16 protein-coding genes and 1 pseudogene are annotated in these 13,974 nt (G+C 67.7%); 4 read left to right on the top strand and 13 right to left on the bottom strand.

Annotated features, from left to right (window positions below; translation table 11 throughout):
* Nucleotides 1-114: pseudogene (locus ACILQR_RS11385) on the top strand (cold-shock protein); the annotation flags it as partial.
* 69 nt (nt 115-183) lie between these two features.
* On the opposite strand, the gene ACILQR_RS11390 reads toward ACILQR_RS11385, so the two are convergent.
* From ACILQR_RS11390 to ACILQR_RS11400, 3 genes are read right to left on the bottom strand one after another with little or no spacing between them, the layout of a single operon-like run.
* Nucleotides 184-414, bottom strand: coding sequence for a hypothetical protein (locus ACILQR_RS11390; RefSeq protein ID WP_395651532.1), 231 nt, complete (start codon nt 412-414; stop codon nt 184-186).
* Nucleotide 415: 1 nt separating this feature from the next.
* A complete protein-coding gene (locus ACILQR_RS11395) occupies nt 416-763 on the bottom strand; it encodes a RidA family protein (protein WP_395651533.1) in 348 nt (115 codons plus the stop codon).
* A 2-nt stretch (nt 764-765) separates the two neighbouring features.
* Entirely contained in the window at nt 766-2,079 is a 1,314-nt protein-coding gene (locus tag ACILQR_RS11400) for an amidohydrolase (protein ID WP_395651534.1), read from the bottom strand.
* A gap of 101 nt (nt 2,080-2,180) precedes the next feature.
* On the opposite strand from ACILQR_RS11400, the gene ACILQR_RS11405 reads away from it, so the two are divergent.
* The 3 genes from ACILQR_RS11405 to ACILQR_RS11415 all read left to right on the top strand — a co-directional run bounded on the left by ACILQR_RS11405 (nt 2,181) and on the right by ACILQR_RS11415 (nt 4,365).
* Nucleotides 2,181-2,528: a hypothetical protein gene (locus ACILQR_RS11405; protein ID WP_395651535.1), complete on the top strand. Its 348-nt coding sequence runs from the start codon at nt 2,181-2,183 to the stop codon at nt 2,526-2,528.
* 44 nt (nt 2,529-2,572) lie between these two features.
* On the top strand, nt 2,573-3,862 hold the full coding sequence (locus ACILQR_RS11410) for an MFS transporter (protein WP_395651536.1): 1,290 nt from the start codon (nt 2,573-2,575) through the stop codon (nt 3,860-3,862).
* 74 nt (nt 3,863-3,936) lie between these two features.
* Entirely contained in the window at nt 3,937-4,365 is a 429-nt protein-coding gene (locus ACILQR_RS11415) for an SRPBCC family protein (RefSeq protein WP_395651537.1), read from the top strand.
* A gap of 1 nt (nt 4,366) precedes the next feature.
* Here ACILQR_RS11415 and ACILQR_RS11420 read toward each other — a convergent pair whose 3' ends face one another.
* The 10 genes from ACILQR_RS11420 to ACILQR_RS11465 form a co-directional block, all read right to left on the bottom strand.
* Nucleotides 4,367-5,338, bottom strand: a complete 972-nt coding sequence (locus tag ACILQR_RS11420) for a type II secretion system F family protein (protein WP_395651538.1) — start codon at nt 5,336-5,338, stop codon at nt 4,367-4,369.
* Nucleotides 5,339-5,354: 16 nt separating this feature from the next.
* Nucleotides 5,355-6,335, bottom strand: a complete 981-nt coding sequence (locus ACILQR_RS11425; RefSeq protein WP_271146102.1) for a type II secretion system F family protein — start codon at nt 6,333-6,335, stop codon at nt 5,355-5,357.
* A gap of 6 nt (nt 6,336-6,341) precedes the next feature.
* On the bottom strand, nt 6,342-7,901 hold the full coding sequence (locus ACILQR_RS11430) for a CpaF family protein (RefSeq protein ID WP_395651544.1): 1,560 nt from the start codon (nt 7,899-7,901) through the stop codon (nt 6,342-6,344).
* Between the two features lie 52 nt (nt 7,902-7,953).
* Nucleotides 7,954-9,504, bottom strand: a complete 1,551-nt coding sequence (locus ACILQR_RS11435; RefSeq protein ID WP_395651539.1) for a cellulose synthase operon protein YhjQ/BcsQ — start codon at nt 9,502-9,504, stop codon at nt 7,954-7,956.
* A 7-nt stretch (nt 9,505-9,511) separates the two neighbouring features.
* On the bottom strand, nt 9,512-10,195 hold the full coding sequence (locus ACILQR_RS11440) for a CpaD family pilus assembly protein (RefSeq protein WP_395651540.1): 684 nt from the start codon (nt 10,193-10,195) through the stop codon (nt 9,512-9,514).
* A 5-nt stretch (nt 10,196-10,200) separates the two neighbouring features.
* On the bottom strand, nt 10,201-11,763 hold the full coding sequence (locus tag ACILQR_RS11445) for a type II and III secretion system protein family protein (protein ID WP_395651541.1): 1,563 nt from the start codon (nt 11,761-11,763) through the stop codon (nt 10,201-10,203).
* Between the two features lie 8 nt (nt 11,764-11,771).
* Nucleotides 11,772-12,710, bottom strand: a complete 939-nt coding sequence (gene cpaB, locus ACILQR_RS11450; RefSeq protein WP_395651542.1) for a Flp pilus assembly protein CpaB — start codon at nt 12,708-12,710, stop codon at nt 11,772-11,774.
* Between the two features lie 106 nt (nt 12,711-12,816).
* The gene (locus ACILQR_RS11455; RefSeq protein ID WP_395651543.1) at nt 12,817-13,332 is read right to left on the bottom strand and encodes a prepilin peptidase; all 516 of its coding nucleotides are present in this window, start codon (nt 13,330-13,332) and stop codon (nt 12,817-12,819) included.
* 117 nt (nt 13,333-13,449) lie between these two features.
* Nucleotides 13,450-13,620: a Flp family type IVb pilin gene (locus tag ACILQR_RS11460; RefSeq protein ID WP_271146107.1), complete on the bottom strand. Its 171-nt coding sequence runs from the start codon at nt 13,618-13,620 to the stop codon at nt 13,450-13,452.
* Between the two features lie 217 nt (nt 13,621-13,837).
* Nucleotides 13,838-13,974 (bottom strand): Flp family type IVb pilin (locus ACILQR_RS11465; RefSeq protein WP_395651545.1); only part of this gene is annotated, 137 nt, incomplete at its 5' end.

The raw sequence follows: 13,974 nt of genomic DNA on the forward strand, positions 1-13,974 counted from the left end.
GTTGAAACGTCCGACCTGAACACCCTCACCGAAGGTCAGAAGATCTCCTACGAGGTCGAACGCGACCGTCGCACCGGCAAGGAATCTGCCGGTCAGCTGAAGGCCGCCGAATAGTCCTTCACGGATTTTTCGAGTGACTTGCGGGGTCGGTGAGCAATCACCGGCCCCGTTTTCGTTTTGGGGTCAGTGCAGCAGACCCGTCGGTGCCTTGGCCGTCGCCAGTTCGATCCGGGCGATGCGACGATCCATGTCGGCGACGACATCCTCCAGCCGCGCCTTCTCCGACGCCATGTCCACCGGCGTCCCGTCGTCATAGGTGATCTGCGCCCCCTTCGAGATCAGGTCGAGACGGAACAGGGCGGTGGTCCGTGCCGCCTTGAACCGTTCCAGTTCGCTGTCGCTCACCGTCCCCATCCTACTTGGCGGCGACCACGATGATCTCGACCCGATAGTCGGGCGTGGCCAGCCTGCCTTCCGACGTCGCGCGCGCGGGCGGATTGGCCGTGTCGACCCAGGCGTCCCAGACCGCATTCATCGCGGCGAAATCGGCCATGTCGGCCAGCCAGATGGTGGCCATCAGGATCTTCGACTTGTCGGTCCCCGCCCGCGCCAGCAGGCTGTCGATTTCCGCCAGCACCGTCTTGGTCTGGGCCGTGACGTCGTCGCCGGCCTCGCCAACCTGACCGGCCAGATAGACGGTGTCGCCGTGAATGACCGCCTCGCTCATGCGGGCGCCGGGGTCCAGGCGGGTGATGTCGGTCATGGTCAGGGCCTTTCCAGATAACGGATTGCGGTCATGACATGGGCGCGCACCCCGACGGGCAGGGCACTTTCGTCCACGTCGAAGCCAGGGGAATGGTTGGGCGCCGTCGTCGCCGGATCGACGCCGTCCCTGGTGCCACCCAGGTGAAAGAAGACCCCGGGGATCTTCTGCTGGAAGAAGGAGAAGTCCTCGGCCACCGTGGTCGGCGGGGTGGCTGGATTGACCGTCCCGACCGGGCGGGCCTCTGCCAGCACGGGGGCGAGCCATTCGGACAGGGCCGGGTCGTTATAGGTCAGGGCCGCGTTCTGGCGGATCGAGAACTCGGCGGTCGCGCCATAGATCTCTGCGACATGGTCGACGGCGGCTTCCGCCCGCTTCACCAGGTCGTCGCGCGAGGCGACGTCGAAGGTGCGCAGCGTCCCGCTCATCGTCGCGTCCTCGGGGATGATGTTGTAGCGCACCCCGGCATTGATGGTGGCGACGGTGAAGACGGTCGGCGTCGTCGTCGGATCGAGCGTGCGCGCCGTCAGGGTGTTGATCGTCGTCACGATCTGGCTGGCCACGGCGATCACATCGACCCCCCGCCAGGGCCAGGCCCCGTGGGTCTGGCGGCCCTTGAGGGTAATGTCGACCCGGTCCGACGCCGCCATGAAGCCCTGCGGCCGATAGAACAGCGTCCCGGCCTTTCCGGGCACGACGTGGATGCCGAAGATGGCCTCGATCTTGTGGTCCGTCAGCACGCCTTCCTCGATCATCAGGGCGGCGCCGCCCAGGGGTTCGCCGGGAGGCGCGCCTTCTTCGGCGGGCTGGAAGATGAAGACGATCGTGCCGGGGATGCGGTCCTTCATGCCCGACAACACCTCGGCGGCGCCCAGCAGCATGGCCATATGGGCGTCGTGACCACAGGCGTGGGCCACGGGCACGGTCGCACCCTGATAGGTCCCGGTCGCGGTCGAGGCGAACGGCAGCCCGGTCGCCTCCAGCACCGGCAGGGCGTCCATGTCCGACCTCAGCGCCACCACATGTTCGCCGGGCAGGCGGCCCTTGAGCACCGCCACCACCCCGGTCTTGCCGACGCCCGTCGTCACCTCCAGCCCCATGGCCCTCAGCCGCTCGGCGATATAGGCGGCGGTATTTACCTCTGCGAAGCCCAGCTCGGGGTTCTGATGCAGGTGACGCCGCCATTCGATGACATGGGGCATGACCGCCGTCGTCGCCGTCGCGACATCGGCCGACAGGGTGTCGGAGCTCTGTGCCTGAGCGGTGCCGGCGGCCAGCGTCAGGGCCGCAGCGAGGGTGGCGAACAGGCGTGTCATGGCGTCTCCGGGGATGGTCCGATCATGAGGGGCGCCGGGGTATCGGCGCAAGGCCGACGTGCCCTCTTGCAAGACCGCGCAATCTCGCCGATCTGCGTTTCATGGCCATCAAGACCTCCAGGACCCAGTGGCGCGACGTCGTCCTGGTCTGCAAGAAATGCTCGAAGAAGCTGAAAGGCGGCGGCTTCGGCCCCGACGGCGACAAGACGCTGAAGAAGGCCCTGCGCAAATATCTGAAGGCCGGAAAGGGCCGCAAGGCCGAGCTGGCCGTGATCGAAACCGGCTGTTTCGACGTCTGTCCGAAGAATGCGGTGATCGCCGTCAACGCCGCCCAGCCCAAGCAATTGCTGATCGTGCCGGTCGGTGCCGACCTGCTCGAGGTTAAGGCGCGACTGGGACTGGACGACGGCCGCCGGGCCAAGCCCAGCCTGACGATTGTCGGAGAATGATGCGGCGAGGTGACGCGGGCCCTCGACCGGTTTAGGACGGTCGCGTGTCGCCCAGATCGCCCACCTTCATGATCCTGTTCGCCGTCAGCCTGATCGCGGCGGCGGGCAATATGGCGTTGCAGTCGGTGCTGCCGAACATCGGCCGGGCCTTCGGTTTGGCGGACACCCTGGTGGTCGCGGCTTTTGCCATCTCGGCCCTGATGTGGACGGTCGCCTCACCCGTCTGGGCCCGGTTGTCCGACAGGCTGGGGCGCAAGCGGGTCATCCTGATCGGCCTGGGCGGCTTCACGGTGTCCATGGCGGGGTTCGGCCTGGCGGCCACGGCGGGGCTTGAGGCCTGGATGGGGCCGATCGCCGCCTTCGTGCTGATGGCCATGGCGCGCACCATCTATGGCGTGTTCGGATCGGCCGCGCCGATCGCGTCTCAGGCCTATGTCGCGGATCGCACCTCGGGGCCGGGCCGCACCCAGGCCATGGCCCTGCTGGCCTCGGCCCAGGGGCTCGGCACGGTCATCGGGCCGACGGTGGCGCCCTTCTTCGTCCTGCCGATCGTGGGACTGGCCGGGCCCATGTATGCGTTCGCGGCGTGCGGTCTGGTCGTCCTCTGGATCGTCTGGAAGCGACTGCCCAGCGGGGATGTGATCCGAACCCCGTCGCCCAGCGGCCGGGCCGACCGCACCGGCAAGGGCCTGTGGAAGGACCGGCGCGTGCGCGCCTTCCTGCTCTACGGACTGCTGGTCACGAGCGCGCAGGGGGTCAACATTTCGGTCCTCGGTTTCCACATCATCGACGAGATGGCGACCCAGGGCATCACGGCCGCCCAGGCCCAGCCCTTCATCGGCGTGGCCATGTTCGCTGGCGCGGCGGCGACCCTGATGGTCCAGTGGGGTTTGATCCCCCTGCTCAAGATCCAGGCCAGTGACCTTATGCGCTGGGGTGCCGCCCTGGCGCTGGGCGGAAACCTGCTCTCCATCGCGGCACCCGGGTTCTTCGGTGTGGTGGTGGGCTATGCGGTCGTATCGATGGGTGTCGGCTTCGCCCGTCCGGGATTCACCGCCGGTTCGTCCCTGGCGGTCGGCCCGCGTGAGCAGGGCGCGGTCGCCGGCCTGATGATGTCCCTGGCAGGTCTCAGCTTCCTGGCCCCGCCGGTCATCGGCGTCGGCCTGTACCAGCTGTCTGAATGGGCACCTTTCGCGGCCAATGCCGCCCTGTTGCTGGGGGCCCTGGCGGTCTGTCTGTTCAGCAAGTCCCTGAAGGTGGCGCTGCTGCACGGCGCCCGGCGCGCCATCGAGGCTCCGCCGGCCTCCCAGCCCGGACCCGAAGGCGGCCACTGAACGCCTTTCTTCCGCCGGAAAGGCAGAACGCTTGCGCCTTTCCTCCGCCGAAAAGGCGTGGCAAATCCAGACCCATGCAGTTCAAGGTCGAAAGCAGGATCGGGGTCGTGGCCCCGCCCGAGCGTCTGTGGTCCTTCATCGCGGACTTGGCGTCGTGGGATCAGTGGAACCCCGTCGAGACGGGCGTTTCGGGCGCGGTCGGTTACGGCGGCGCCGTCACCCTGACCGAACGGATACCTGGCCTGCCGGAACGTGTGGTGACGGCGAAGGTCAGCGACTGGACACCCAACAGCCAACTGGTCTGGGTCGAGAAGCGCGGCTTTCTGTTCACGGTGGCCCGCTTCTACGAGATCGAGACGCTCGGCCCCGAGAACTGCATCCTCGCCAACGGCGTGATCTATTCGGGCCTGCGGGGCGAACTGGCGTTCGACAAGCAGAAGAAGGCCATCAAACCCGCCGTCGTGGCGATCAGCGAGGCGCTGAAGGCGGCGGCGGAAGGCTAGATCAGCCGCCCGAGGCCTTCATCGTGTCCTGGATGTTGATGATGGCGGGGCCCAGGATCACGACGAACAGCACCGGCAGGAAGAACAGGATCATCGGCACGGTCAGTTTGGCGGGCAGGGCGGCGGCCTTCTTTTCGGCGGCTGACATGCGCAGGTCGCGGTTTTCCTTGGCCATGGTACGCAGCGCCGAGCCCAGGGGGGTTCCGTATTGTTCGGCCTGGACCATGGCGGTGGCCACCGACTTGACTCCGGCGTGGTTGGTGCGTTTGGCCAGCCCCTCATAGGCCTGGCGCCGTTCGGGCAGGTAGCTGAGTTCGGCCGAGAGTAGAGACAGTTCCTCGGCCAGTTCGATCGACGATCCGCCGATCTCCTGGCTGACCTTCTGGATGGCGGCCTCGATCGACATCCCGGCCTCGACGCAGATCAGCAACAGGTCGAGCGCGTCGGGAAAGGCCTGCATGATGGACTGCTGGCGCTTGGCGATGACGTTCGAGAGATAGATGTTGGGCGCATAGAAGCCGATCACCGTCGCCGCCATCGTCGCCGTCACCCGCGCCATCAGCGGCAGGCCGAAATCGTTGAACACGAACAGATAGAAGCCGACGAAGGCGAAGAAGATGAAGGGTGAGGCGAAGCGGAAGAAATAGAACCGGTTCAGAGGCTTGGGCCCCCGGAAGCCGGCCTGGGCCAGCTTTTCGGCGACCTTGGGGTCTTCCAACATCTTGGCCAGGTTCAGCTTTTCGACCACGTCCTTGTGGAAGCCGTCGTCGGCGTGACGCAGGCCGCCCTCCTTGGCCAGGGCCTGGCGCGAGCGACGCTTGAGCTCGTCGCGGCGGACCGAGACGGCCTTCATCCGGTCTTCCAGCCTGGCCCCGCCGTTCATGGAACTGAGCACGGTGAACAGGGCCGCGAAGGCCAGGACGCCGACCAGGAGGCTGAGCAGGTTCTGCGGATTGGTGAGGAAGGCGGTCATGGTTGCCGGGTCCTCATCAGAACTTGAACGCGATCATCTTCTTCATCACGAAGACGCCGCAGGACATCCACAGCCCGGCCCCCAGCAGCATCACCTGACCGCGCGGGTCGGTGAACAGCAGCATGATGTAAGCAGGGGTCGTGATGAAGACGAGCCCCATGACCACGGGGGGCAGGGAGCCGATGATGCCGGCCGAGGCCATGGCTTCGGACGACAGGGCCTTGATCTTTTCGGCCATCATCCGGCGCGCGCGCAGCACGGTGGTCAGGTTGGCGAGAGCTTCGGCCAGGTTGCCGCCGGTCTTCTGCTGGATGGCGATGACGATGGCGAAGAAGCGCAGCTCGGCGGTCGGCATCCGCTCGTACATCTTGTCCAGCGCCTGGGGCAGGGTCAGGCCCACGCCCAGTCCCTCGACCAGCCGCTGGAACTCGGGCCCCAGGGGCGACGGGCTTTCGCGGGCGATGATCCGGAAACATTCCTGGACCGGCAGGCCGGACCGGATGCCGCGCACGATGACGTCGACGGCGTTGGCGAACTCGAGCGAGAATTTGTTGCGGCGGCGCTTGCCGATGAAGCCGACGATCCAGCGCGGCAGGCCCGCCCCGAAGACGACGGCCAGACCGAGGCACAGCACGATGTTGGCCCCGAGCAGCAGGGGCAACAGCAGGGCCGTGACGGCCAGACCCGCGCTGATGATCCAGAAGGTCCGGATCGGCATGGTCAGGCCCGCCTGCTTCAGCTTGGCGGCCATGGTCATGCGGGCCTTGCGCTCCTTGCGGTCGGCCTCCTTGAGCTGGTCGTGGATCGCCTTGCGGCGCGCTTCGGGCGTGTTGGCGACGGCGGCCTGGGCGGCCTTTCGATTGGCGTTCGGGGTCCGGGTCCCCAGGCCCTGGGCACGTTTCAGCGCCTGGGTCGAGGAATCGTCGCCGCCGACCAGGACCCAGCCCAGGCCGCCGATGGTCACGAACGCCAGGATGGCCGCGAGGATGGGAAGCATCGCCGCCTACTCCGCCGCGTCCAGGGCTTCGGCCAGTTCGCGCTCCAGCCCGTAATAGCGGGCGCGGTCCCAGAAGCGGGGACGGGCGATGCCGGTTGAGCGGTGGCGGCCGATGATCTTGCCGTTCGCGTCCTCGCCGGTGATCTCATAGACGAACAGGTCCTGGGTCACGATCACGTCGCCTTCCAGCCCGACCACCTCGGTGATGTGGGTGATGCGGCGCGACCCGTCTCTCAGGCGCGCGGCCTGGATGATGACATCGACCGAGCCGGTGATCATCTCGCGGATCGTCTTGGACGGCAGGCCGTATCCGCCCATGGTGATCATGGATTCCATCCGGGCCAGGGCCTCGCGCGGGCTGTTGGCGTGCAGGGTGCCCATGGAGCCGTCGTGGCCGGTGTTCATGGCCTGCAACAGGTCGAACGCCTCAGGCCCCCGGACCTCGCCGACGATGATGCGTTCGGGCCGCATCCGCAGACAGTTCTTGATCAGGTCGCGCATGTGGATGGCGCCCTGGCCCTCAAGGTTGGGCGGGCGGGTTTCCAGGCGGACCACGTGCGGCTGCTGCAGCTGAAGCTCGGCCGCGTCCTCGCAGGTGATGACCCGCTCGGTCGGGTCGATGAAGGCGGTCAGGGTGTTCAGCAGCGTCGTCTTGCCCGAACCCGTACCGCCCGAGATGACCACATTGCATCGGCAGGCGCCGATTACGCCCAGGACACGGGCGCCTTCCGGGCTGATGGAGGCGTACTCCACCAGGTTCTTCATCGTCAGCTTGTCTTTTTTGAACTTCCGGATCGTCAGGGTCGCGCCGTCGATGGCCAGCGGCGGGGCGATGACGTTGACGCGGGAGCCGTCCGGCAGGCGGGCGTCGCAGATCGGGGAGCTTTCGTCCACGCGGCGGCCGACCTGCGACACGATCCGCTGACAGATGTTCATCAGCTGGGTGTTGTCGCGAAAGCGGACGTTGGTCAGCTGGACCTTGCCGTTCACTTCGATGAAGACCCGGCCGGCGCCGTTGACCATGATGTCGGCGATGTCGTCGCGCGCCAGCAGCGGTTCCAGCGGCCCATAGCCTAGCACGTCATTGACGATGTCCTGGACCAGATGCTCCTGCTCGGCGACCGACATGGAGACGTTCTTGATCGCCACCAGCTCGGCGACGATATCCCGGATTTCCTCGGACGCCGCCTTGGTGTCCAGCTGGGCCAGCTGCGACAGGTCGATGGTGTTCATCAACGCGTTGAAGATGGTCGTCTTCGTGGCGTGGTAGTAGTCGCTCTGCTCGCGGACGATCTCGGTGACCGCCTGGGCCTTCTTCAGCTGTTCGAAGGCGGGCGTGGCCTTGGGGCCGGGGCCGTTCGACGGCGGAGGGGGTGCAGAGGCGGCGGGCTTGGGCCGGGCCGCCAGGGCATCCAGCCGATCGGCCCCGCCCGACGGGTCGGCCGGCCGCGCCGTGCCGCCCGTTCCGAAAGCCTGGGCCGGCTGGGGCGCTTCGTCGGCAAAGGCGAAGGCCTGGGTCTGGACGCCCTGATCCGGCTGCTCCGGCGCAGGCCGTGCAGGAGCCATGGAGGCCGAGGGGCTGGACGATCCTGTGCGTTTACCGAACACGGCGGGACCGTCAGCGCTTCTTGAACAGCTTGCCGAAGAGCGACTTGCTCTCCGACGGGGCCTTGGCCGAGGCCTTGCCCTTCGGACCCGCGACGGCGGGCAGTTCGCGACGCGAGACGATCTGGGCCAGGGTCTGGAAGGCGTCGGCCGCCTTGGACTTGGCGCCGGCGTCGATGATCATCTGGCCGTTGTTGGCGGCGGCTCCGAACAGCTTGGCGTCGAACGGAATGATCAGGCTGGGGTGGACCCCCAGGGCGGCGCCGAAATCCTTGGCCGGGATTTCCGGTCGGCCCGGCATCCCCATCTGGTTGAGCACCAGTCGGGGCGGGGCGTCGTTGGGACGTCCGGCGCGGATCAGGTCCATCATGTTCTTGGCGTTGCGCAAGGATGCCAGATCGGGCGTCGCCACCACGACGACCTCGTCGGCGGCGATCAGGGTCTTGCGCATCCAGCCGGACCACAGGTGCGGCAGGTCCAGCACCACGAAGGGTGCCGTCGAACGAATCCGGCTGGTCACCTCTTCGAACGCGTCGGGCGAGATGTCCCAGTCGACGTCCAAGGTGGCGGGCGCCGCGAACAGGCTCAGCTTGTCGGTGCAGCGGACCATCATCCGGTCCAGAAGCGTGGCGTCCAGCCGGTCGGGCTGACCCAGGGCGTCGGCGACGCCGTTCAGCGGGTCCTGATTGAAGTCGAGCCCCGCCGTGCCGAACGGCAGGTCATAGTCGACGATGACGGTGTTGGCACCAATCCGCTCGGACATGGCATAGGCGGTGTTGTGAGCGACCGAGGACGATCCCGCTCCGCCGCGTGCGCCGACGAAGGCGATCGAACGGCCGACGAAGGGCATGGCCGGGTCGGCGAACAGGCCGCCAATGGCCGCGATCAGCTGCAGCGGCTGGATCGGGGCGACCAGATATTCCGAGACCCCACGCCGCATCAGCTCGCGGAACAGGATGATGTCATTGGAGGCACCGATGACCACCACCTTGGTGCCCGCGTCGCAGACCTCGGCCAGGGCGTCGACCTGGGCCAGCAGCGAATGCGGATCGGTCAGGCATTCGACGATGATGAGCGGCGGCGTCGGCTCGTGATGATAGGCCTCGACCGCGGCGGGAACACCGCCGACGCGGATCTGGGTCGTGGCGCGCGACAGACGACGGTCCTGGCCTGCCCGCTCGGCGGCGGCCAGGGTGTCCTGGCGTTCGGCGAAGACGTGGATGGCGATGCGCGGCACCGACACCTCGGCCCCTATCGGCGCGCCCAGCGACGCGGCCGTGTGAACGGGGGCGGTCTGCATGGGGGCGGGGGCCAAAGCGGTCTGGGCCCCGGCGATCATCTCGCCCACGGGGTTGTAGCCAGGCGCCGGCATGGATGCGGGCATGCCGCCGGCCTGGGGCAGGGCGGTGACCTGTGGCATTGCAGCGGCCTGGGGCGAGGCTCCGGCCGGGGCCATGAACTGCAGCGGCTCGCGCGCGCCCGCAGCCCCCGGCGCGAACTCGCCGTCCAGGTCAAACTCGTCCTCGAAAGCCTCATAGCTGCGTGGAGCGAAGGCGTTACTCATGATTCGCTCAGTCCACCGCCTGCGAGACCCGCTCGTTCGCGATCAGGTCTTCTTGAGGGGCCGCGGTGGCTTCGCCTTTGCGGTAGTTGTCAAAGACCACGGCGCGTCGGCCCTGGTCGGAGGCGGTCATGTTGCGCGGCGTGACGATGTCGCGCGGATTGGCGATCTGGGACGCCAGGTTGGCGTTGACCGCGCAGCCGAAGTTCGAGGAGGTCTCGTTGCGGGCGGTGCGCGCCAGATTGTTCCACTGAAGCCCGCACTGGGGCACCACGGCCTCCAGGGTCTCGAACCCGACCAGGACCGGTGCGCGTGCGTCCGGCGCGTCATAGCCCTCGATCTGGATCAGGTGTCCCGGAACGCCGCCATGCTCCAGCGCCGCCTTGATCCTGTAGGCGAAATCGCCCGCGACCACGTCGCCGCCGCCGGGTGCCTGGATACGCAGGGCCGTGGCGCGCTCGGCGCCGAACCGACGGATCAGGGCACCCAGGGCCGCCTGCTGGGCCGGAGATACGCCGTCCTCGCGAACCGCCAGGGCGATCCGGTCGACGCCAGGCTCGACCTGGAGCGAATAGCGCGACGTCGGAGTCAGGGGCATGGGCCCCTCGCCCCCGGCCGGGCCACCCATACAGGCGGCCAGAGACGCCGAGGCGACGGCGGCGAGAAGGACGGTGCGGACGGTTCTGCCGATCATGGGGCTCACTCGATCACATAGCCGACCGGGCCCTGCCAGCCGACGCCGGCGACGGCGGTCGGGGCGGGGCTGCCATAGGTCTGGTTCAGCTGGCCGAAGAAGGTGGTCTGGATGTCGGTGGCGATGCGCAGGCCATCGGCGGGCGTCTGCATCCGGCCCGGCGAGGTCGGGGTGACGATATAGGGCTCGACGATCACCACCAGTTCGGTCTCGCCCGACAGATAGTCGCGCGACCGGAACAGCGATCCCAGGATGCCGGTCGTCGTCCCGGGCAGGCCGTCGATGGCCTGGCGGGTCTGTTCCTGGAGCAGGCCGGCGATCATCATCGACCCGCCGGACGGCAGCTCGACGGTGCTTTCGGTGCGGCGAACCTGAAGACCCTGAAGCGTCAGGGCACCGACCGTGCCGGCCCCGAGCGTAAAGCCGCCCTGGCTGGTCAGTTCGGAGACCTCGACCTTGATCTGCATCGAGATACGGCCACCGGTCAGGACGACCGGACGGAAGGCCAGGCTGATGCCGTAAGGCTTGTATTCGACGCTGACATTGCCCTGCTGGTCGCGGCCCGAGGGCACCGGGAACTCGCCGCCGGCGAGGAAGGTCGCGGCCTCGCCCGATACGGCGGTCAGGTTGGGTTCGGCCAGGGTGCGGACCAGTCCGACCCGCTCGAACGCCTTGATGGTCGCATTGCCCTGGTTCAGATCGCGCTCGCCGGGACCGGTGCCGGGCTGGGCGACATCCCAGTTGGGCGAGTCTTCAATGCCATTGGCCACGAACGGGCACATTTGAGCCGGAGCCGCTGCATAGCCGCAGGGACGTTCCAGCTGATAGTTGCGCGTCGTGTCGATCGACGATCCGGCTGAAATTCCGCCCAGCAGGGCGCCGTTGACGCCGAAGCTGGCCGCCTGGCCGATCAGGAACTGGGCGTCGCCCAGCTGACCCAGCACCGCCGAGGTGTTGAAGCCCAGCTGCTTGATGGCGTTTCTCTGGATCTCGACGACCCGGACCTTGAGCGTGACCTGGTCGCTCTCGGCGACGCTCATCATGTTCATGACCTTCTCGGGCGCGGACACGAAGGCGCGGGCGATCTGGACGATCCGGTCGGCCTCGGCCGGGCTGGTCACAAGACCGGTCAGGATGATGCTGTCGTTGACGGCCTCGGCACGGGCCTGAGAGCCCGGCGCGATCCGGTTGATGGTGTCCTGAAGGGCATAGACGCCCGCATCGACCCGGACCCGCAGCGACAGGATGGTCCGGCCCGAGGCGTCCAAGAAGACCGCGTCGGTCTGGCCGGGCGCGACGCCGATCACGGTCACGCGACGCGGCGAATGGGTCAGGGCCTCGGCGATCGCCGGGTTGGAGATGATGACGTCATGGGCGTCGGCGGGCAGGTCCACCGCAAACGACGACCCGCGCGGCAGGTTGACCAACTGTGCCTCGCCGCCCGCCGAAACGGTGCGCGCCGTCTGGGCCACGGTCGTTGCGGGCATCAGGGACGATGCGCCGATCAGCAGGGCCGAGGCCGCCACGCCTGCGCGGCGCAGCCAGGTCGGGCGCAGTCTGGATGTCATCGAACCTCTCACGGGATCACGACCGTTTCGGGAGCGCCGCCACGGAAGATGCGGACGGCGGAGGATTCACGCGGCGCCTGAACCCGGCCCGAAGGCCCGGCGGTGTCGGCATAGGAACGCAACACCAGCGACAGCTCGCCCTCGGACTTGGCCAGGGCCAGGGCCTCGGAATCGGAGGGCCGCAGTTCCAGGGTGGCGGTGGCACCGACGACCGACTGTTCGTCCTCACCGGCGCGGGTGGTCTGGTCGATGGCCAGAACCTTGACGTTCTGCATCACCATCGAGGATCGGAACTTGGAGGCCTGGCTGGCACCGTCCAGGTTGGACAGGGTGGTCTGCTGGGTCAGCAGGACGTCGACCCGGTCGCCGGGCAGGATGAAGCCGCCGGCCGCCGTCTCGACCGAGACCTTGATGGCCATGGCCCGCATCCCGGGCTCCAGATAGGCGGCCAGGTATCCACTGTCGCCGGCGCGCACGATCTTGCGGGCCACGATGGGTTCGCCGGCCAGGATGGGCTCGCGCACGACCGATCCGAAATAGTCGGCCTTGGCGCCGCCCGTGGCCATGTCGGTGGCGGCGCGGGTGACCGAGGCGACGGCACCGGCCGGCTTGGCGGCTGCACCTTCCAGAGCCCCGGCGGCCGCTGCGGCCTCTCCGGTGGTCGGGGGGACGGGAATGGGGGTGGTGCCGTCGGTGATGAAGGCGGGGTTGACCTCGTCGACCGGCCATTCCTTCCAGGTCAGGTCGGCGTCTTCCAGCCGCTTTCCGGGGTCCAGGTCGCGGGCGGCGACCAGCACCTTGGCCATGGGCCTGGCGGGAACGGCGGGGCCTGCGGTGGCCGTGGCGACGGGCTGTCCGCCCGAAGAGCCCATGGCGCGCACGACGAAGGCCAGGCCGATGGCCGCGACGGCGGCGATACAGATGACGGCGATCTTGGCGGGCTTCATGACGGTCTCCGGCAGGATGGGAGCGCGCGTGGAATCGGTCCCCCGGCCTCTGCCGTTAACGAGAATGAAGGCTGCGGGTTAACGCGCTCCTAAGCGCGGAATCGCTTCAGGTTCCCGATGCGAAGGTCGTCAGTAGCGCACTCGACGGAAACGCCATCAGCACGCCGACGGCGATGGCGACGCCGTAGGGAATGTCGCCCTTGGGCTCGAGCAGGTGGTGGACCCAGTCGGGGCCGCCGGCGACATAGGGCCGGACCTGGGTGCGGGCGAAGATCAGCATAAGGCAGAACAGGCCGCCCGCTACGCCGGTCCACAGCATGAAGGCGCCCGAGCCGCTCAGCCCCAGCCACAGACAGGCCGCCGCCATCAGCTTGGCGTCGCCGCCGCCGATGATCCGGGCTGCGAACAGCCCCATCCCGACGAACAGGGCACCGGCGGCGATACCGACATGGACCAGTACGCTCATGGGGCTCAACCCGACCATGAAGGCGGCTGGGAAAAAGCCCAGGATCAGGGCCGCCGAAATCCAGTTCGGGATCGTCATCGTGGTCAGGTCACGAAGGCCCGCTGCGATCGTCAGACCGGGCAGCAGGCTCAGAAGCAGCAGGGTCACGGTGTCCATGATCCACCTCTAGCCTCGGTCCCGTTAAGACCCGGTTTCCGGGCCGGACAAGGCAAAGGGCCGGAGCGTTTCCGCTCCGGCCCTCGCTGGCTTCAAGACTTTACTGGACTGGCGGTATCAGGCGCCGGTCATGCCGGTGGTGACGGCCTCGAACTTGGACGAAATGGTCGTGCCGAGGGTGGTCACGGCGGCGATGATGACGACGGCGATCAGGGCGGCGATCAGGCCGTATTCGATGGCGGTGGCGCCGGATTCGTCGGCAACGAACTTGGAGATGAACTTGGTCATGTAGGTGTCCTTGGTCTGGAGGGGGCGAACGCTGACTGATAGGGCCGCAGCGTCAGCTCCGGCGTGTTCGAACAATGGGGGGCAACGGTTAAGGTTGGGTCGGCGAAGAGGGTTATCGCGACGTTCATCCCTTTGATGCGGCACAGACAGACGAGGGGCCGGGGTGTTTCCACCCCGGCCCCCCTGGCCGGCTTCAAGATGTTTCGGCCTGGGCCTATCAGGCGCCGGTCATGCCGGTGGTGACGGCCGCGAACTTGGCGGAGATCGTGGTGCCGAGCGTGGTGACGGCCGAGATGATGACGACGGCGATCAGGGCGGCGATCAGGCCGTATTCGATGGCGGTGGCGCCGGATT

The organism is Brevundimonas sp. (assembly GCF_044239655.1).
GTDB lineage: Bacteria > Pseudomonadota > Alphaproteobacteria > Caulobacterales > Caulobacteraceae > Brevundimonas.

Bases quoted from the DNA above. Each gene is read 5' to 3' on its own strand.
- ACILQR_RS11390 (WP_395651532.1), bottom strand. From the start codon at position 414: ATGGGGACGGTGAGCGACAGCGAACTGGAACGGTTCAAGGCGGCACGG.
- ACILQR_RS11395 (WP_395651533.1), bottom strand. From the start codon at position 763: ATGACCGACATCACCCGCCTGGACCCCGGCGCCCGCATGAGCGAGGCG.
- ACILQR_RS11400 (WP_395651534.1), bottom strand. From the start codon at position 2,079: ATGACACGCCTGTTCGCCACCCTCGCTGCGGCCCTGACGCTGGCCGCC.
- ACILQR_RS11405 (WP_395651535.1), top strand. From the start codon at position 2,181: ATGGCCATCAAGACCTCCAGGACCCAGTGGCGCGACGTCGTCCTGGTC.
- ACILQR_RS11415 (WP_395651537.1), top strand. From the start codon at position 3,937: ATGCAGTTCAAGGTCGAAAGCAGGATCGGGGTCGTGGCCCCGCCCGAG.
- ACILQR_RS11420 (WP_395651538.1), bottom strand. From the start codon at position 5,338: ATGACCGCCTTCCTCACCAATCCGCAGAACCTGCTCAGCCTCCTGGTC.
- ACILQR_RS11425 (WP_271146102.1), bottom strand. From the start codon at position 6,335: ATGCTTCCCATCCTCGCGGCCATCCTGGCGTTCGTGACCATCGGCGGC.
- ACILQR_RS11430 (WP_395651544.1), bottom strand. From the start codon at position 7,901: ATGGCTCCTGCACGGCCTGCGCCGGAGCAGCCGGATCAGGGCGTCCAG.
- ACILQR_RS11435 (WP_395651539.1), bottom strand. From the start codon at position 9,504: ATGAGTAACGCCTTCGCTCCACGCAGCTATGAGGCTTTCGAGGACGAG.
- ACILQR_RS11440 (WP_395651540.1), bottom strand. From the start codon at position 10,195: ATGATCGGCAGAACCGTCCGCACCGTCCTTCTCGCCGCCGTCGCCTCG.
- ACILQR_RS11445 (WP_395651541.1), bottom strand. From the start codon at position 11,763: ATGACATCCAGACTGCGCCCGACCTGGCTGCGCCGCGCAGGCGTGGCG.
- cpaB (WP_395651542.1), bottom strand. From the start codon at position 12,710: ATGAAGCCCGCCAAGATCGCCGTCATCTGTATCGCCGCCGTCGCGGCC.
- ACILQR_RS11455 (WP_395651543.1), bottom strand. From the start codon at position 13,332: ATGGACACCGTGACCCTGCTGCTTCTGAGCCTGCTGCCCGGTCTGACG.
- ACILQR_RS11460 (WP_271146107.1), bottom strand. From the start codon at position 13,620: ATGACCAAGTTCATCTCCAAGTTCGTTGCCGACGAATCCGGCGCCACC.